13 protein-coding genes are annotated in these 18597 nt (G+C 65.0%); 5 read left to right on the forward strand and 8 right to left on the reverse strand.

Annotated elements, in window-relative coordinates; genetic code table 11:
* Nucleotides 1-203: 203 nt before the first annotated feature.
* The 7 genes from poxB to HK108_RS17145 form a co-directional block, all read right to left on the reverse strand.
* Nucleotides 204-1919, reverse strand: a complete 1716-nt coding sequence (gene poxB, locus HK108_RS17115) for a ubiquinone-dependent pyruvate dehydrogenase (protein ID WP_181272405.1) — start codon at nucleotides 1917-1919, stop codon at nucleotides 204-206.
* A 342-nt stretch (nucleotides 1920-2261) separates the two neighbouring features.
* On the reverse strand, nucleotides 2262-3425 hold the full coding sequence (locus tag HK108_RS17120; protein ID WP_181272406.1) for an MFS transporter: 1164 nt from the start codon (nucleotides 3423-3425) through the stop codon (nucleotides 2262-2264).
* Entirely contained in the window at nucleotides 3415-4776 is a 1362-nt protein-coding gene (locus tag HK108_RS17125) for a Wadjet anti-phage system protein JetD domain-containing protein (RefSeq protein ID WP_181272407.1), read from the reverse strand. Before HK108_RS17125 ends, HK108_RS17120 begins: the two co-directional genes overlap by 11 nt.
* Nucleotides 4773-8351 (reverse strand): ATP-binding protein, encoded by a 3579-nt coding sequence (locus HK108_RS17130; RefSeq protein ID WP_229664153.1) that lies wholly within the window; start codon nucleotides 8349-8351, stop codon nucleotides 4773-4775. Before HK108_RS17130 ends, HK108_RS17125 begins: the two co-directional genes overlap by 4 nt.
* The gene (locus HK108_RS17135) at nucleotides 8348-9157 is read right to left on the reverse strand and encodes a DUF4194 domain-containing protein (RefSeq protein ID WP_373284092.1); all 810 of its coding nucleotides are present in this window, start codon (nucleotides 9155-9157) and stop codon (nucleotides 8348-8350) included. Before HK108_RS17135 ends, HK108_RS17130 begins: the two co-directional genes overlap by 4 nt.
* The gene (locus tag HK108_RS17140; protein WP_181272408.1) at nucleotides 9154-10617 is read right to left on the reverse strand and encodes a DUF3375 domain-containing protein; all 1464 of its coding nucleotides are present in this window, start codon (nucleotides 10615-10617) and stop codon (nucleotides 9154-9156) included. The genes HK108_RS17135 and HK108_RS17140 overlap by 4 nt, the downstream gene beginning before the upstream one ends.
* A gap of 55 nt (nucleotides 10618-10672) precedes the next feature.
* Complete coding sequence (locus HK108_RS17145) at nucleotides 10673-11107, reverse strand: MmcQ/YjbR family DNA-binding protein (protein ID WP_181272409.1); 435 nt, start codon at nucleotides 11105-11107, stop codon at nucleotides 10673-10675.
* A 53-nt stretch (nucleotides 11108-11160) separates the two neighbouring features.
* On the opposite strand from HK108_RS17145, the gene HK108_RS17150 reads away from it, so the two are divergent.
* Nucleotides 11161-12162 carry an asparaginase domain-containing protein gene (locus tag HK108_RS17150; RefSeq protein WP_181272410.1) on the forward strand — a complete coding sequence of 334 codons (1002 nt, stop codon included), beginning with the start codon at nucleotides 11161-11163 and terminating at the stop codon, nucleotides 12160-12162.
* Between the two features lie 3 nt (nucleotides 12163-12165).
* Here HK108_RS17150 and HK108_RS17155 read toward each other — a convergent pair whose 3' ends face one another.
* Nucleotides 12166-13173, reverse strand: a complete 1008-nt coding sequence (locus HK108_RS17155; RefSeq protein WP_139469117.1) for a LacI family DNA-binding transcriptional regulator — start codon at nucleotides 13171-13173, stop codon at nucleotides 12166-12168.
* Nucleotides 13174-13459: 286 nt separating this feature from the next.
* Between HK108_RS17155 and HK108_RS17160 the strand changes: the two genes are divergently transcribed.
* From HK108_RS17160 to HK108_RS17175, 4 genes are all read left to right on the forward strand, one after another.
* Nucleotides 13460-14821, forward strand: coding sequence for an MFS transporter (locus tag HK108_RS17160; protein WP_181272411.1), 1362 nt, complete (start codon nucleotides 13460-13462; stop codon nucleotides 14819-14821).
* A gap of 1 nt (nucleotide 14822) precedes the next feature.
* Nucleotides 14823-15176 (forward strand): L-rhamnose mutarotase, encoded by a 354-nt coding sequence (locus HK108_RS17165; protein ID WP_139469116.1) that lies wholly within the window; start codon nucleotides 14823-14825, stop codon nucleotides 15174-15176.
* 86 nt (nucleotides 15177-15262) lie between these two features.
* Complete coding sequence (gene rhaI, locus HK108_RS17170; RefSeq protein ID WP_139909213.1) at nucleotides 15263-16432, forward strand: L-rhamnose isomerase; 1170 nt, start codon at nucleotides 15263-15265, stop codon at nucleotides 16430-16432.
* Between the two features lie 103 nt (nucleotides 16433-16535).
* A complete protein-coding gene (locus tag HK108_RS17175) occupies nucleotides 16536-18572 on the forward strand; it encodes a bifunctional aldolase/short-chain dehydrogenase (RefSeq protein WP_181272412.1) in 2037 nt (678 codons plus the stop codon).
* Nucleotides 18573-18597: the final 25 nt, after the last annotated feature.

The raw sequence follows: 18597 nt of genomic DNA on the forward strand, positions 1-18597 counted from the left end.
CTCAACCGCAGGCCGCGGAAGGTCCTCGGGTTCGCGACCCCGGCCGAGGTCCTGGCTGATCTGTTGCATGAGCAGGTAGCCTGAGACCAGCCCACTGTTGCACTAGAACACTGAGCCCACCTGTCCCAAGTGGCAATCTGCGCACACTTATCGTGCTGTGCGGCAGGTTGCGCCGGCGGCGCAGGCCCGCGACCTGACTCAGCTCAGAAGAGCTGGCGGATGTTCGTCCGGGCGAGGTCGATGAGTTCGTCGCCCTTGCCCGAGAGCACCGTGCGGATCGCGTAGAGAGCGAAGCCCTTGGCCTGCTCGACGGTGATCGACGGCGGCATCGACAGCTCCTGGCGTTCGGTGACGACATCGAGGACCGCAGGCCCCGGGTAGGCGAGGAATTCCTTGACGACCTTCGGCAGGTCCTTGGACTTCTCGACACGGAATCCCTTGATCCCGACCGCCTCGGCGATGGTGGAGAAGTCGGGGTTGTCGAGGTCCGTTCCGAACGTGACGAAACCGGCCGCCTTCATCTCGAGCTCGACGAAGTTGAGCGAGGAGTTGTTGTACACGACCGTCTTGACCGGCAGCTTGTTCTGCGTGAGCGTGATGAGCTCACCGAGCAGCATGGCCAGTCCGCCGTCACCGGCGAGCGCGATGGTCTGCCGGTCCTCGAACGCCGACTGCACGCCGACGCTCTGGGACAGGGCGTTGGCCATCGATCCGTGGCTGAAGGATCCGATGAGGCGGCGCTTGCCGTTCATCGTCAGGTAGCGGGCCGCCCACACCACGGGTGATCCGACGTCGGGGATGAAGACGGCGTCGTCATCGGCCATCTCGTCGAGGAGCCGGGTCAGGTACTGCGGGTGGATCGTCCGCTTCGACGGTGTGGCCAGCTCGTCGAGGTCCTTGCGCGTCCTCTGATAGTGCTTGGTCAGGGACTTCAGATGCGTGCTGCTGCGGTTGGCCTTGATCTTCGGCAGCAGCGCCTCGACGGTGTCGGCGACCGTTCCGACGAGCGGAATGTCGACCTTCGTGCGCCGTCCGATCTGGGACCCGCGCACATCGACTTGGATGACGGTCGCGTCCTCGGGGTAGAACTGCTGGTAGGGCAGATCGGTACCGAGCATGAGCAGAGTGTCGCAGTCCTTGAGCGCGGCGTAGCCGGAGGAGAATCCGAGCAGACCGGTCATGCCTACGTCGTAGGGATTGTCGGGTTCGACGAATTCCTTGCCGCGCATCGTATGGACGATCGGGGCCTGGAGCTTCTCGGCGATGGCGAGCAGCTCATCATAGGCGCCCTCGGTGCCTGCGCCAGCGAGGATCGTCGTCTTCTTGCCCTTGTTGAGCGCCTTGGCAGCGGCTTCGATCTGGGAATCCGCAGGGATCATGTGCGACGGGTAGGCCCGGACCTCCTCGGCGGCGGCATCGATGTCGGCCAGGCCGACGTCACCGGGAATGACGAGCACGGCCACGCCGCGCTTCTCGATGGCTTCTCGCATGGCGATGCGCAGCAGGCGGGGCATCTGCTCAGCCGAGGAGACGTTCTCGACGTAGACGCTGCAATCGCGGAACAGCTCGGTCGGGTGGGTCTCCTGGAAGTAGTTCGAGCCGATTTCATCGCTGGGGATCTGGGCAGCGATGGCCAGCACGGGAACTCGCGAACGCTGGGCGTCGAAGAGACCGTTGATGAGGTGGAGGTTGCCGGGTCCGCAGCTGCCGGCGCAGACCGCGAGCTCACCGGTCAGGGCGGCCTCGCCGCTGGCGGCGAAGGAAGCGGCCTCCTCGTGGCGGACGTGAACCCATTCGAGTTGCGGGTTCACGCGGAGGGCATCGGTGAATCCGTTGAGCGAATCTCCCGGGATGCCGTAGACGCGCTTGACTCCGCTCGCGACGAGGGTATCGACGATGTTTCTGGCGACGGTGGGCATTGACTTCCTTCCGTTGAACCATGGCACCGGGGTGCATTCACAGCCCCGGCAGGGGCGGCCCCACGCTTGGGGCCTTGACCGCGCTTTCAGTCTAGTCCCGAAGTCCACCAGGGCGGCTGTCCGATTCCTCACCCTCGGATGCAGGAATAACCTCGCCGAGGCGGCGCTAACGGATGGGTTCGCATGCACGGAATCCTCCGACGAGGTGCTTGCCGTGAGGTTCGCAGAAGCGCCCAAATGATGTGTCAAGCAATTTGCCACATCTTCGAAACGTGTAAAAAAATCGCCGACTTCTTTACACGTTTCTCTGCCCGTAGAGTGTGCCCCTCACCGAGGCGGCGCTCACGTCCGCGCCGACAGCAGGGTCGCCAGGGTGAGCAGCCCGGCCATGGCCACCGCCATCATCGGGTACCCGCCGAGCACCCCGGCCAACGCGGGGCCGGCGACCGGCGCGAGCGCCGTGCCTGCGGTGATCGGGGCGACGAAGACGCCGTTGACGGCCCCGAAATTCTTCGTTCCCCACCGGTCGGACACCGCCGTGGCCTGCAGCAATGTCATGCAGCCGCGCACACCACCGCCGAGCATGGCGATGCCGATGAGCAGCCAGACCGGGCCGGGGACCAAGGCGAGCAGCCACAGTCCGACCGCTCCCGAAGCGAAGAGGATGACTGTCCGCGACCGCGTCGACGAGTGCCGTTCCAGACTCGGGTAGCCGAATCGTCCCGCCACCTGGCCGAAGCCGACGAGGCCGAGGGCGATGGCCGCCAGACTGTAATCGGCACCGCGTTCGATGACGAGCGGGATGATGTTGATCGTCACCGCGAACAGGGTGAACGTGGCGATCGCAACGGCGATCTGCAGGGTGATGAAACGCGGGTGACGAGTGACTTGGCGCAGTTCGGCCCGGCTCGGCTTCACCGTGGATGCGGCCGCCTCGTCGGTCCAGGTGCGGTTGAGGAAGAACAGGTGCATCGGCAGCGCGAGGACGGCGAGCAATCCGGCGAGCACACCGTAGGTTCCCCGCCAGCCGAGGCTGTCGATGAGCCACGCGATGATCGGGGCGAAGACCGTCGAGGCGAGCCCGCCGACGAGCGTGATCGTCGTCAGGGGCTTCGTCCGCTCCGCCCCGTACCAGCGGGTGATGACGGCGAAAGCCGGCGGGTAGAGCGTCGCTGCCTGGGCGAACCCGGCGAGGATCCAAGCGGCAAAGAACACGAAGAGGTTCGGCGCGATCGCGACGAGTCCGAGGGCGACGACCCCGATGGCCGTGCCCGCGCCCATGATCAGCTGCGGGCCGTGCCGGTCGAGCATCCGCCCGACGCTGGGTCCCATGAGCGCTGAGACGATGAGCCCGACTGTCAGCGCCGCCGTCACCATCGTGTGGCTCCACCCCATATCGTCAGAGATCGGGGTGACCGCCACCGGCAGAGAGTAGTAGAGCAGGCCCCAGCAGACGAGTTCGGCAACGCACAGCGCGGCCAGTCCCCCGCGGGGTTTATCGGTCATCATCGAGGCCCTCGCCGAGGCGGTGCTCCGTTCCCACGCCACGACCTGTTCCTTCGCCGAGGTGACCCGAGGTCGCCCCCTCGGCCGCGGTCCGCAGCCGGTTCAGAGCCGTCTCCCACGGGATGCGTTCCTGTTCGAGCCGGACGCCTCCTTCGGCGCGGATCCGTTCGAGGGCACGCGCTTCGGTGCCGGAGAGATGCGCGAAAGTGCCGATGCTCGGCTTCGGTTCCGGTACCCAGAGATCCTGGTGCGCGAGCAGAGTTGCTTCGTCCATGAGCACGGATTCGACCTCCGGCAGGTGGCTGCGCAGGCGGTTGAGGATCGCGAAACCATGGGAGTCGAGGTCGCCCCAATAGATCACGCGCGCACCGGCGATCCAGTCCAATCGAGCGACCCCGTCGACGGCATAGCCGGAGCCGTGTACGGCCACGGCACCCGGCCAATCCGGCATGGCGAGCACGGATTCGAGGTTCTCGAAGACGAAGACCAGCCTCGGCGATATGGGCAGTCGACCGAATTGGGAGATCGGAGCGGTCACATCGTCGAGGTACACGGCTGGAGCGCTGTTCGAAGCACGGTCGCCAGTGGCTGCGGAATCCGCAGCGGCGATCAGGGTCCCGTCGAGGATACGCAGCCGCAGTCGCGGTTCGGCGTCGAGGACGGTCACCACATCGGCGTGGCCGATCCCTCCCAGCAGGGCGGTGACGAGGCTGCGGTAGGTCTCGAACCATTTCGAGTCCACCCCGCGGATGGGCAGCTGTCTGGGTCGCAGCGATCCGAGCGGATGGGTGCACAGCCAGTCGACGACATCGATGACAGTAACGAACGCAGCGTCGGACAAGGAGAGGATCCGTTTCGACTGGGAACGTATCGCTGCGGCAAGGGAGTCCCCGTCCGAGCTGACCTCCGCGTCCGCGTCGCGAGTCGCCGCGATGTTGTTCGATTCGGACCCGAGTCGCTGCCGGATGCTGACGGCACGGTCTCGCAGTCTCCGCCAGTCTCGAGCGGTGTCGCCGCCGACGAAAGCGGCCACTGCATCAGGGGTCATCAGTCGCAGTCGGACCGGAACGCGTTGACTTCCGACGCGGGCCCAGCTGCGTTCTTCCCAATCGACCTCGAGCTCTGCAGGTGCGCCCGCGGCTGTCGCCCCCGCAAGCTCCCGGACCGCCCGCCAACTGCCGGCCCAGTCGGCGGCAGCAGCCTGATCGGAGAGCACCTGCTTCTCCGTCGGTGGTTTGAGGGCGATCTCAACACGCACCTCACCTGTTGCCTCCGCCGCCCACGAGGCCATGGACGAACTCAGGCGAGCACGTGCCTTCATCCGAGCCTCGGCGACGGAGAGCATCGTCATCGGGCGTCCGACTCCTCGAACTCAAGCTCGACTTCACCGGCCACACGTATGCTGTCGGAGCCGGCCGCCTTCTCAGACCCATCTGCCCCACCGGCACCGTCCGATCCCTCAGCTTCCGTGTCCGCTCCGGCGCTGCTCGACTCTTCGCCAGCGCCAGCGATTGACTCCGACTCCGATACTGACTCCGAGACCGACTCCGCTCCAGCCCCGTCCAGCTCCGTCTCGTCCCACACCATCGTCGAGGTCAGAGTCTTCTGCCTGCTCGGATTCTCGATCGAGGTCGCCGCACCCACATAGGGTTCGATCGTCTGCAGCAGCTTCTGCGGAGTCGCCAGCACCATGTGGAATCCGAACTCGATGAAGATGTCCAAGGCCATACGCGTATACCGCGTATCCGCTTTGTCGAAGGCCTCGTCGAGGATGATCGTGCCGTACTTCGAGATCGCCTCATCCGGGTCGGCGAGCTGATAGCGCAGCGCTGCCGCCAGGCAGAAGATCACGAGCTTCTGCTGCTGACCACCGGACATCGCCGCACCCGAATCGTAGGTGGCATGTGCACGACCATGATCGTCGATCTCCTCGGCGAGGAAGCTCACGTGCAGGCGTGTGTCCAGGCACTGGGTCTTCCAGACCTTGTCGACGTGCTCGCTGGACGCGAATCGGCGCATCACCTCGGCGAGGGTGTCGTACTTCCTCTCCGCAGTCTCCATATCGTCCTCACCCCAGCTTCCGCTTGCCACGAGGCGGAGATCGGCGATGAAGGCGTTGACGGTCTCGGACCGCCGGGTCTTGACCTTCAGCCGCAGGTACCGGTCCTCGTCGAACTGCGACCGCAGCAAGGAGGAGTTGATCGGCGCGACCCGATCCTCGATCTCACGCGGGGCGGCATGGATCTCGTTGAGGAGTTCGCCGATGAGATCCCGGGACCGCAGCTGCAGCAGATCCCGGAAACGGTTCTCATGATCGGGCAAGCCGTGCGCGAGGATCTCATCGAGCATCGACAGGTAGGCGCGCCGATCATCGACTTCCGCCGTGAGCTGGGACGATACCGATGGCCATGCGGCCTTGAACTCGGCAGCCAACCGTGTCACGGACTGCCCCGACCGACTTGCATCGGCTTGCGCCCGGTCCTTCTCTTCCTGCAGCACCTGCGAGACCTGCTGGCCCACCTCGGCGAGGTTCTCCCGCTTGATGCTGCGTTGGATCTTCCGGAACCGTTCGTCCAATTGTTCGCCGAGGTGGCCCTCGACTTCCGCCACCCGACCTGAGTTGACGTCGTCCTCGATCCGGGTCAGGTTCGAGCGCAGACCCGTCGATTCCTCGTTCGCCCGGCGAAGGGCATAGTCGGCTTCGTTCTTCGCCGTCTCGGCCGCGTCCTTGACCGCCTTGGATTCGCGTTCGGCGCCGATCGCCTGCTGCAGGTCGCCGTCGGCATCTTCGAGTTCGGCCAGCTGCCGCTCGAGAGTCGCGACCTTCTCGGCCGCTCCGTCTCGGTCGACGTCGCGCCAGGACTGTTCGCGAATACCGGCGAGGATGCCGCGGCGACGGTGGGCCTGTGCGGTTTCGGCGTCAGCCGCCGCGACCACCTGTTCGGCCGCGGCCAGTTCCGACTGAGCCTCCTTGAGGGATTCGACGAGGGCTTCGAGTTTCGCTTCGCGGTCGCCGAGGACCCATTGGCTGCGATCGTCGATGGCCCGCCGGTCGTCCTTCTCGTACCGGGTGCGTGAGGTCTTGACCTGGCCCTTGACGGTGACGGCGCGCGGATGGTCGTCGAGTTCGTCCGGGTGGTCGACACAGGCGAAGTCGAAGCGTTCGGACAAGGTGGTCCGGACCCAGTCGCCGAAACCGGTGTCGCTGACATTCACCTTGTTGACCAGCGACTTCTCACTGCCCACGGGGCGGGGGCTCGGCACTGAACGCGGGATCTCCTCGAAGACGAAGCGTCCGCGGATGCGGTGGGAATCCACCCAGGTGCGCACGGCCGAGAGGTTCTCAGAACGGACGAGGACGGTCAGTGCCATGGGCCGCAGCACCCTCTCGATGGCACCCGTCCACCGGGCCTCGTCGGGGTCGACTTCGATGAGTTCGGCCGCGAACGGCAGCGCCTTCTCGCTCAGTCCGGTGCCGGCGGCGAGCTCGGATCTGATCGTCATGAGGTTGTTCGGCACGGTCGATCCGGACCGCCGCAGGGATTCGATCTCCCCTTCGAGTTCGCGGACCTTCGCCCGCGCCTGGGAGAACCGGTCGTGATCGGCGTGGCTGGGTCCGGCGACCTGCGTGTCGTCGTCGAGGTTGGAGGCGATCTGAGCCTGCAGTTCGGCGAATTCGGCGGCCGTGGTCGGGGCGTGCTCGATGCCGGCCTGCTCAAGCTGGCGAGCCAGCCCAGACCAACGTTCGGCGATGGCGCGGCGTTCGGTTTCAGCGGTGTCGATGCGCTGCTGAAGGTGTTCGGCCTCGGAACCACCGAGTTCCAAAGTGGCCCGTCGGGCCAAGTCGTATTCGTCGACTGCGGCGTCGAAGTCACGTTTGGCGCGGTCGGCGGTGACTTCGAGTTCGACGATCTGCCTGGTCAGCGCCGAAAGGTCGGCGCGGAGGATATCGAGCTCGCGCCGCTTCTGGTACGGCAGCAGAGCTTCGCTGAGCGCGATCGACTTCGCCGCGATGTCGTTGGCAGTCTCGAAACGGGAGGCGGCTTCGCGCAGCTGCAGCAGATGATCGCGCTGTTTGCGCAGTTCGACGACATGGTCATGAGCGTCCTTGAGGTCACCGAACTGTGCGACGGCAGTCTCGGCGAGGTCGAAGGTCACCGGACTTTCGAGCATATGGTCGCGGAAGAGCCGGTCGAGGCTGTCCAGGCTCTTCGCCGATTGTGTCTTGTGCAGCAGTTGGAGTGCGGACTCGTCGGCCATGCCGAAGGTCTTGCGCATCCGTGCATAGAACTTCCCGTGGTGGCCGTTCGAGGTGACCACCGCATCAGGATGGTCGGCCTTGAGTTTGCGGGTCTCGAGTCCGGAGCGCGCATAGTGCTGCAGGTCGGAGAGGTCGAGGTCCGCGCGCTCGAGGACACAAGCGTCGGAGAGGTCCGTCGTTTTCGTGCCCGAACCCTTGATGAAGAAGAGTCGGGCCAACGACAGGGGCTTGTCGCTGCCGTTGTCGTAGCGGAGGATGACTCCGCTCCAGGTGGCGCGCGGGCGCAGATATTTGCTGACGACCCGGTCCTCTTCGGAATCCGCGGTGCGAGTCCAGGCCCCGCGGACGTAGCTGACGAGGCTGCGCTGGTCGAGGCGAGCGCCCGCGGTCTGAGCGGCGACGTTGAAGCGCAGCCACTTGTCCGGGGTGAGGACTGCGGCGATTCCGTCGAGGAGGGAGGACTTGCCCGAGCCCGAGGGCCCGGTGATGAGGTGGCCCTTGTGGGAGACGGGGATGCGGTGGATGTCGGCGTCGAAGGTGCCCCAGTTCGCGATCTGGATCTCGCTCAGGCGCCACTGACTGCCGACGTCGGGCCGGTTCGCTCCGCGAGCACGCGCCTGGTCGGCGACGAACGCCGCGTCGAGCGGGAAGAGTGCCTCGGTCACGCGTCGTCCTCCTCGGTGTCGGCGTCGATGTCGCTATCGGCTTCGGATGCGTCGGTGTCGGTGTTGTCGACGACCGCCTCGGCGATGGAGTCCCCGCCGTCATCAGAATTGCCGTCATGGATCTCACCGGTATCGGTCTCACCAGCGGCGATGCGTTCGTAGACGGCGATGAGCTCGCGCACGCGATCCTCGTCGATGAGGAACTTCACCATGGGAGAGATCTCGAAGCGGTCGTCACCGGCTTTGTGGAGCACACGCAGTCGGTTGCTCATCCGCGACCATGCGCCGTTGAGATTGCGTTGGAAGGTCGATTCGTCCCCTGTGCGGTAGATCGCGAGTCGTTCATAGACCTCTTCGCGATCGACGATGACGCGCTTCTCCCCCGGCGCGGCCAACAGCAGCTGCCGGAGCACCAGCAGCATTGCCGTGTCGAGGAAGGTGAGTCGTTCGCTGCGTACCGCGGCGGGCGCGTCGATCTCGTCGGTGACGATCTTGCGGGTGAATGCGAATTCGTCGACCCGGTCGATGACGAGGTCGAGGAACAGATCGTGCAGGCGCGAACGGACGAGGCTCTCGTCCGCGACGAGGGCTGCCCACAGCTGCGGGGCCTGCGTCCCGGACACATACGGGCCTTTGAGCAGTTCGAGCAGCACTCGGCGAGTGCGCTCTCCCAGCGTTCCGGTGTCACCGGACCACAGACCGCTGGGGTTGTGGCTGAGGTCGTCCGCGGAGTCGGTGGATTCCATCGCCGAGGCGGCCCCCACCTCGGCGGGGGCTGTGTCGTTGTCGTGGTGGGTGGGGCTCATAGGGTGATGCCTTCGGTGAAGTAGTGGCGGCGGATCGCGGCGGTGCGGACGATGCCGTCGATACCGGCCCAGGTGAGGATTTCGCGGTTGCCGACATCGACGTGGCCATAGGTGCTGGCCAGGGACAACAGGCCGACGACGCTGGCCAGGCCCTGTGTGGCGGGGAAGGTTTCGAGCACCTCCGCGACGGAGGCTTCGTGGGCGGAAGTGACGACGGAGTTGATGTTCTCGGTGAGTTCGGCGAAGTCGATTTCGGATTCGCGGGCGACTGCGATGAGTTCGGCGAAGTCGATCTCGGAGTCCGTGGCCTCGCCGAGTTCTGCTCCGGCGTCGAACTCCTCGGGGTCGTGGAGGATGACCTCGCCGACGCTGCCGAGTGAGACGCTGGAGAGTTCGAGGTCGATGCCGATCTCGTCGTAGGGTTTGACCTCCTGCGACACGGGCGCGGCTGCGGCGAGACCCTCTTGGAGGAGAGTGCGCATAACGCGGTCGCGTTGGAATTCGTGGGAGTGGACGTAGCGGCGCAGGCCACGGGCGAACTCGGTGAGGATGTCCGAAACCTCGTGGGACCCGTCCTTCATCTGGCGCATCAGGGTGCGCAGGGAACGGCGGGTGGCCAGAGAGAGGGTGGCGGAGAAGTCCCGGTCGAGGATGGCGGCGATGTCGTCGTCGAAGGCCGCGGACTGTTCGGGGTCGCGGACGAGGGCGGAGAACGCCGAGAACGTCCGACCTTCGTCAGAGGACTCGATGAGGTCGACGCCGCGGAACACTTCGTCGAGTACTTGGGACTGGGAGTCCTCGGCGGCAAGGATCGAGACCCGCAGTTCCTGATTGAGTTCTTCGAAGCGTGCGCGCACGCGGGCGAAGTCGGCGGGCAGTCCCTGCGCCTGCTGGAGGATGTCGGAGACGCGTTCGTTGGCGCGGCGCCTGTCGAGGACGACGGAGCGCGGATCGCCGCGGCGGACCCGGGCGATCTCGGCGTCGATGCGATCGCGTTCGGCGCGCAAGGAGGCGAGGCGGCGGGAGCTGTCCGGGTCGGTGTCGATGGCCAACTGTCGCACGGATTGGGCGAGGCTGACCAGCCGAGATTCGGTGGCGGTCTGTGGTGGGGTGCGCAGCTGTTCGAGCATGCGGATGGCATCGAAGCCGGCGGCGGAGAGTTCGTAGGTTTCGCCTCTGGCGGCGGTGGCGGGACGGCGGACGAGGATTTCGGCGCGACGCCAGTCATCACAGTAGGCCTTCGCCGTCCGCAGCGAGAGGTCGAAGTGGTCGCGCAGCTCCTCGAGGTCGGCGTCGATGCCTTCGTGCAGATCCTCGGTGTTCATCCTGGTGCCGGGCTTGCCGAGATGAGCGTCGAGGGTTCCTGCCATGACAGCGAGGTTGTCGGCCCGGAGCATGCGCAGGGTGGCATTCGATTCGAGCAGTCGCCGGTAGGCGAGCGCGGATGACAGGGCGGACATAGGAACTATTCTCTGCGCCTAGGCGGGTGCGCGCCAATTCGCGAGTCGAGTGAGGTCAACGGCTGTCGCTCCTCCCTCCGAAAGTGTCAGGGTCAACAGGTCGGTCCTTCTTGGGCATCTTGGCCACGACAAGACAATAGGACTCGAGCACGAGGTCGTGGAGAAGATCGGGATCGAGACGATCGCCGCCAGTTGCGGCGCCGGGTTCGCCGCCGTCATCGCTTCCCTCCCCGGCCACGGTGATCCAGTGCTTCTTGTTCATGTGATAGCCGGGTGAGATCTCCGCATAGGCGTCGCGCAGCACCTCACCGTCGAGGGGATCGATCTTGAGGTTGAGACTCGGAACTCCCCGCAGCTCGTATGCCATCATGAACATCTTTCCGCGCACTTTGTACACGGCATTGTCCGGCCCGAACGGGTGGTCGAGCTCGACCGAGGGGTACTGCATGGCTTGGTCGTTGGCCAAGCGGAGCACGGTGGCGGAGTCCATGCGTGGAGACTAGCAAAGGCCACTGACGTAGGAACTGACGTTAGACTCGAATCATGCCTGAGACCTCACTCCACACCGCCCCTCACCTGCTCTTGGCCGCTCTCGGCGGGACCATCGCGTCGACCGCCAATGCCGCAGGTGGGGTTGCTCCAGCGCTCAGCGGCGCGGAGATCGCTGCGGCCGCGGGTCTCGATCAGGTCTGGCCGGATCTGCAGGCCGATTTCACTCAGGTTGCTCAGGTTTCGAGCGCGAATGTCACCCTGGAGATGCTCTTCGACGTCGTCGAGCTCGCCCGCTCATCCGAGGCCGATGGAATCGTCCTCACCCAAGGCACCGACACCCTCGAGGAATCCGCGTTCGGGCTCTGGCTGCTCAATGACTCGGGCACGCATATCTCTGTCACCGGGGCCATGCGCAATCCGACCTTGCCCGGCGCCGACGGACCGGCCAACGTCCGTTCCGCCGCGCTCACTGCTCTGTCCGACAAGGTCAGCGATCTGCCGTCATCATTGGTCTTCAACGACGAAGTCCACGATCCGAGGTTCGTAACGAAGTCGCACACGACCTCGACGGCCGCGTTCTCCTCCGGTCCCGTCCTCGGCGCGATCGGCTGGTTGAGCGAGGACGACCTTCACCTCCCCCACGCGCCCCAGGCTCCGAAATCCCCGTTCGCCGGACTTCCCCGTCCGTCTCAGCTGACTAAGAGCGCCCTCGCCGAGGTGGGGATGGGCGAACCGGCAGAGGCCCTTGATCTCATCGCCGGGTCCGGGTTCGCCGGCGCCGTGGTCTCCGGGGTCGGCGGGGGCCACGTCCCCGAGGAGTTGCTGCCCGCTGTCGCTCGACTGGCGGAGAGGATGCCCGTGGTGCTGGCCTCACGCACCGGTTCGGGTGCGAGCCTGCACCGCACCTACGGCTATCCGGGCGGAGAGATCGGCCTACTCGAAGCGGGACTCGTGCCCGCTGGCATCCTCGATGCCCGCAAGGCCCGCATCGTGCTCAACCTGGCGCTGAGCTTCGGCCTTGACCCCGCCAAGGTGTTTGGTCAATTCAACTGAGCGTCACACCGGCCTGGTCGACCCCCGCACCACGAGTTCCGGGGTGAACTGGCGGTCGTGATGTTCATCCGAGGCCAATGCGTTCTCCTGCAGGAGCGCCTCCACCGCCGTGCGTCCGAGCAGTTCCGCCGGCTGCCGCACGGAAGTCAAGGGCACGATCGTTGAGAACGCATAGTCGATATCGTCGTAGCCGACGATCGCGATGTCCTCGGGGATCCGCAGATCGCTGAACATAATGACTGCCTGCATGAATCCGACCGCCAACAGATCGTTGGCGCAGAAGACCGCGTCGGGCCGCTGATCGTCGGTCAGCGCGACGACCTTCTCCCCCGCGTCCCGTCCGGCGAGGATGGTGAGTTCGGCGGTGTCGAAGACCGGCAACTCGAGTCCTGCTTGACCGGCTCGTTCTCGCGCTCCGGTCAAACGGTCGGCGACCTGCGGCAGCGACTGCTGTCCGCCGATGAACGCTGGTCTCGTGCAGCCACCGGCGATGATGTGGTCGAGTGCCAACCGCCCTCCGGCGATATTGTCCACGGTCACTGACGACAGGGCGTAGCCGTTCGAGTCACGGTCGACGAGCATGACGGGCGTGCCTCTGGACGCAATCGATTCGAGCCCGGACAGGTCTGAGCCAGTCGGGGTGACGAGCAGACCGTTCACTCTCTGTTCGGCGAAGAGGTCGACATATTTCGATTCCCGGGCCTCATCGGTCCCCGAGTCTCCGATGAGCAGTGACAGTCCTGCCTCGTCGCAGGCTTGTCTGGCCCCGTGCGCAACAGACGCGAAGAACGGGTTCGCGGTGTCGAGGACGACGAGGCCCAAACTGCTGCTGTGCCCAGATCGCAGCTGCCTGGCCGCGGCATTGCGAACGAAACCAAGCTCCTCGATCGCGGCGTTGACCTTCGCCGCCGTCGCCTCGGCGACCTTCGACGAACCGTTGACGACATGGGAGACCGTGCCGACCGAGACTCCTGCGCGGTCGGCGACTTCGCGCATGCTCACTTTCGCCATGAGTCTCCCTCTGTCATCCGTTGTACTTACGTCACCTGCGCTGTGCCGTCCGTTATCCGCTCCGCGGCACTCCGCAATTTCGCGGGCAGGCATGTCTCATTGTGCCTGACGCACCGTCATTCCGGCCGCCGCTCCCACCCCAACTTCCACAACCGCCAACGGCCGTCTTGATGTGACCCGAACGACATGCTAGTGTTCCGAGCAACAGTATTGAAACGTTTCAATCACTTCATCTCACCCGGCCGATTCGCGAAGTCGCGATCACCGAGCCATCCTGGAGGAACCTATGAAGGACACAACGACGTCGTCCAAATGGAAGGCCACGGTCGCCGTGGCTATGTCGAACTACATCGAAGCCGGTTCGATCATCGCGATCGCCACGAGCATCAGCCTGTGGCAGACGGAATTCGGCCTCGACAGCATGGCCGTCGGCCTGCTCAGTGCACTGAGTGCCAACGCCTTCGGTGCTGCGATCGGTGCAGCCATCGGCGGTCCGCTCTGTGACCGCTACGGCCGGAAGTTCATCTACACCTACGACCTGCTCCTGTACATGTTCGGCACGCTGTTCGCGATCTTCGCGTTCAACTTCGCCTCGCTGCTCATCGGCTTCGTCCTCACAGGCATCGCCGTCGGTGCCGGTGTCACCGCCGCATGGACCTATATCGCCGAGGAAGCCCCCGACGGCCGTAGGGCCGGCCATGTCGGTGTGGCCCAGTTGGCCTGGTCGATCGGGCCGATGATCGGCTTCCTCCTTGCCGCCCTGCTCGAACCGATGGGTCTGCTCGGCTCCCGCATCATCTTCGCCCACCTCTTCGTCGTCGCCTTCATCACCTGGTGGGTCCGCCGCGGACTGAGCGAATCGCGTCGCTGGACGAAGAAGCAGGCCAACCCGAACACCGTGGGCACCTACCGCGGAATCTTCGAGATGTTCACCAAGAAGAAGAACATCACAGCACTCCTCTTCCTCATCGGCGTCTACGGCCTGTGGAACACGGTGGCCGGTCAGGCCGGAATCTTCCAGCCCCGCATCTACGAGGCCACCGGACTCACCGATGCCCGCTCCCAATACCTGCTGCAGGTCCTCGTCTGGGGTCTGACCAGCGCCGCAACCTTCTTCGGCTTTATGCGCTACGGCGACAAGGTCTCCCGCCGCTGGCTCTACGGCTTCGGCGCCGGACTCGGCGTCATCGCCTGGGCCGTGCTCATCTGGGGACCGGCCGGTTGGTTCTCCCTCCTCGTCTTCGCCATCGGCTGGGGCATCTCGTCCGGACTGGGCGCTCAGGCCTTCTACGGGCTGTGGGCAGCCGAGCTCTTCGCCACCCGCTACCGTGCCTCAGCACAGGGCTTCATGTTCATGATCGTGCGCGTCATGGTCGGCGTCCTGTCCCTGTGGTTCCCTCTCATGCTCGAGAAGACCGGCATCCACGGCGTCGGATTCCTCATCGTCGGACTCCTCGTCGCCGCCCTGCTCATCGGCATGATCTGGGCCCCGAACACCCAGAACAAGACCCTCGAAGAGATCGAGATCGAACGCTACGGCCGACTCCTCGATGCCGATCACGCCACCGAGGTGGTCGCGGGCAATATCCACACCGACGGAACCGCAACATCCGGTTCGACCGATTCCACCTCAGTCAGGGAACGCTGAGATGGAGCGGGTGTGTTTCCGCATGCAGGTCGATCCTGCCCGCCTCGATGAGTACGTCGCGGCACACCGGGCCGTATGGCCGGACATGCTCGAGGCTCTCGAATCCACCGGTTGGCGCAACTACTCCCTGTTCGCGGATCCGACCGGCATGGTCATCGGCTATCTCGAAACGGACGACTACGAGGCCGCGCAGAAGGGGATGGAGCTGACGGAGATCAACGCTGCTTGGCAGCAGTCGATGTCTCCGTACTTCGCTGCCGGCGGGTCGTTCGACGCAGGACCGGAACGAATCCGCGAGGTCTTCCACCTCGAGGACCAACTCGCTGCGGCCCGGGCCGAAGTTCACCCCGAGTGACCACTGCATCGGATCCAGCGACTCGCTGATTCTTCAGTCCCACAATGCACCCAGCACCACCGCAACATTAAGGAATACCAACTCTCATGAGCACTCGCCCCACCTTCTCCGACATCACCGATAAGCTCGCCGCGCAGGAGATCGAGCTGCCCTCCTGGGCGTTCGGCAACTCCGGCACCCGCTTCAAGGTCTTCGGCACCCCGGGCACTCCGCGGGACCCGTTCGAGAAGATCGCCGATGCTGCAAAGGTCCACGAACTCACCGGACTCGCTCCACAGGTGGCCCTGCACATTCCGTGGGACCTCTGCGATTTCGATGAGCTGGCTGCCCACGCTGCCGGACTCGGAGTCCGTTTGGGCACGGTCAACTCGAACACATTCCAGGACGACGACTATAAATTCGGTGCCCTCACCCACGAGGACGAGGCTATCCGCGCCAAGGCCATCGACGCTCATCTCGAATGCATCGACGTCATGGATCGCACTGGATCACGGGACCTCAAGATCTGGTTGGCCGAAGGTTCGAACTACCCTGGCCAAGCGGACATGCGGGGTCGGCAAGATCGACTCCACGAGTCACTTTCCCAGATCTACGACCGCCTCGGCGAGGAACAGAGGATGGTGCTTGAATACAAGTTCTTCGAGCCCTCGTTCTACCACACGGACGTCCCCGACTGGGGCACTAGCTACACCCAGGTCGCAGCCCTGGGCGACAAGGCGCTGGTCTGCCTCGACACCGGCCACCACGCTCCGGGCACGAACATCGAATTCATCGTCATGCAGCTGCTGCGCCTGGGCAAGCTCGGCTCGTTCGACTTCAATTCCCGCTTCTACGCCGATGACGACCTCATGGTCGGTGCCGCCGATCCATTCCAGCTCTTCCGAATCATCCACGAAGTGATTCGCGGAGGCGGCCTCAACAGTCCCGATATCGCGTTCATGCTCGACCAGTGCCACAACGTGGAGAACAAGATCGAAGGACAGATCCGCTCGGTGCTCAATGTCCAGGAGATGACCGCCCGAGCCCTCCTCATCGACACCGAGGCGCTCACTGCGGCTCAGCGAGCAGGCGATGTCATCACCGCCAACGACATCTTCATGGATGCGTTCTACACCGATGTTCGCAGCGACCTCGCTGATTGGCGCGTCTCCCGCGGACTGCCGGCCGACCCCATCCGTGCCCTCCGTGAATCCGGCTACCAGGAGCAGATCGCAGTCGACCGCGTCGGCGGCACCCAAGCCGGCTGGGGCGCCTGAACTCGGAGACAGTGGGCGTCCCGAAATCGCGGCGCCCACTGTCTCGACCCACCTCGCTGCATCACGCACTTCGACACCCGCACCATCCTTTTCAAGGAGAACCATGACCCATCCGACCGTCAACGAACTCATCACCCGCTCGAACTCGCTCGGCGCCGATCGTCGCAATACGAACTTTGCCGGTGGCAACACCTCCGCCAAAGGCACCGACATCGACCCGGTGACCGGCGAAGACGTCGAACTCATGTGGGTCAAAGGCTCCGGCGGAGACCTCGGAACGCTGACTCCCGAAGGTCTCGCGGTCCTCCGCCTCGACCGGCTGCGGTCGATGGAAAACACCTATCCCGGTGTCGACCGCGAAGACGAGATGGTCGCGGCCTTCGACTACACCCTGCACGGCAAGGGCGGTGCCGCACCCTCGATCGACACCGCCATGCACGGACTCGTCGACGCCGCCCACGTCGACCACCTCCACCCGGATTCGGGCATCGTCATCGCCACTGCGGCAGACGGTGAGGAACTGGCCACAAGGATCTTCGGCGACAAGGTCGTCTGGGTGCCGTGGCGCCGTCCCGGTTTCCAACTCGGCCTCGATATCGCCGCGATCAAGGCGGAGAACCCGCAGGCCATCGGCACCATCCTCGGTGGTCACGGGATCACGGCCTGGGGAGCCACCTCGGCGGAATCCGAAGCCAACTCACGGTGGATCATCGACACCGCGGCCGCTTATATCGCCGAACACGGCCGCCCCGAACCTTTCGGCGCAGAGCGCACGGACTTCGCCGCTCTGCCTGCCGATGAGCGTCAGGCCAAGGCCGCGGCCCTGGCTCCGCACCTTCGTGGTCTCGCCTCTGCGGACAGGACGATGGTCGGGCACTTCACCGATGAACCGGCGGTGCTCGAATTCCTCGCCGGGGAGAAGCTCAACGCTCTGGCCGAACTCGGCACGAGCTGCCCGGACCATTTCCTCCGCACCAAGGTGAAGCCGCTGGTCATCGATCTGCCGGCGGCCACCTCGGTGGAAGAGACCATCGCCGCACTCCCGGCACTGCACGAGGCCTACCGAGCCGATTATGCGGCCTATTACGACCGCCACGCCGATGCCGATTCACCTGCGATGCGCGGGGCGGATCCGGCGATCATCCTCGTTCCGGGGGTGGGCATGTTCTCCTATGGTGCGGACAAGCAGACAGCGCGGGTGGCCGGCGAGTTCTACGTCAATGCCATCAACGTCATGCGCGGAGCCGAAGCGCTGTCGACCTACGCTCCCATCAGCGAGGCGGAGAAGTTCCGCATCGAATACTGGGCTCTCGAGGAAGCCAAGCTGCAGCGGAGGCCTGCACCTAAGCCGCTGGCCGGTCGCATCGCGTTCGTCACTGGCGCCGCTTCGGGGATCGGCAAGGCGATCGCCACTCGCCTCGTCGCCGAGGGGGCCTGCGTCGTCATCGCCGATCTCGACCGGACCAAAGCGCAGGAGGTTGCGACCGAACTCGGGTCGACCGATGTCGCCATCGGCGTCGCAGCCGATGTCTCCGATGAGGCCGGAGTGCAGGCGGCCTTGAATGAGGCAGTCCTCGCCTTCGGCGGTCTCGATCTCATCGTCAACAATGCCGGGCTGTCCCTGTCGAAGTCGCTGTTCGACACGACCGAAGCCGATTGGGACCTCCAGCACAACGTGATGGCCAAGGGGTCGTTCCTCGTGTCGAAGAACGCCGCCCGGATCCTCGTCGACCAAGGGCTCGGCGGTGACATCGTCTACATCTCCTCGAAGAACTCCGTCTTCGCTGGACCGAACAATATCGCCTACTCGGCGACAAAAGCCGATCAAGCTCATCAGGTGCGTCTGCTCGCGGCTGAACTCGGCGAACACGGAATCCGTGTCAACGGCATCAACCCCGACGGCGTTGTGCGCGGTTCAGGAATCTTCGCCGGCGGTTGGGGTGCGCAGCGCGCGAAGACCTATGGGGTGGAGGAGAAGGACCTGGGCAAGTTCTATGCTCAGCGGACCATTCTCGGCCGCGAGGTCGTTCCGGAGAATGTGGCCAACGCCGTCTACGCGCTGTGCACTTCCGACTTCTCGCATACGACCGGCCTGCACGTACCCGTCGACGCCGGTGTCGCCGCGGCCTTCCTGCGCTGAGCCACGTGCGAACGGAGAAACACAC

Origin of the sequence: Brevibacterium sediminis, assembly GCF_013623905.1 — a bacterium.
In the GTDB taxonomy this organism is placed as follows: Bacteria; Actinomycetota; Actinomycetes; order Actinomycetales; family Brevibacteriaceae; genus Brevibacterium; species Brevibacterium sediminis.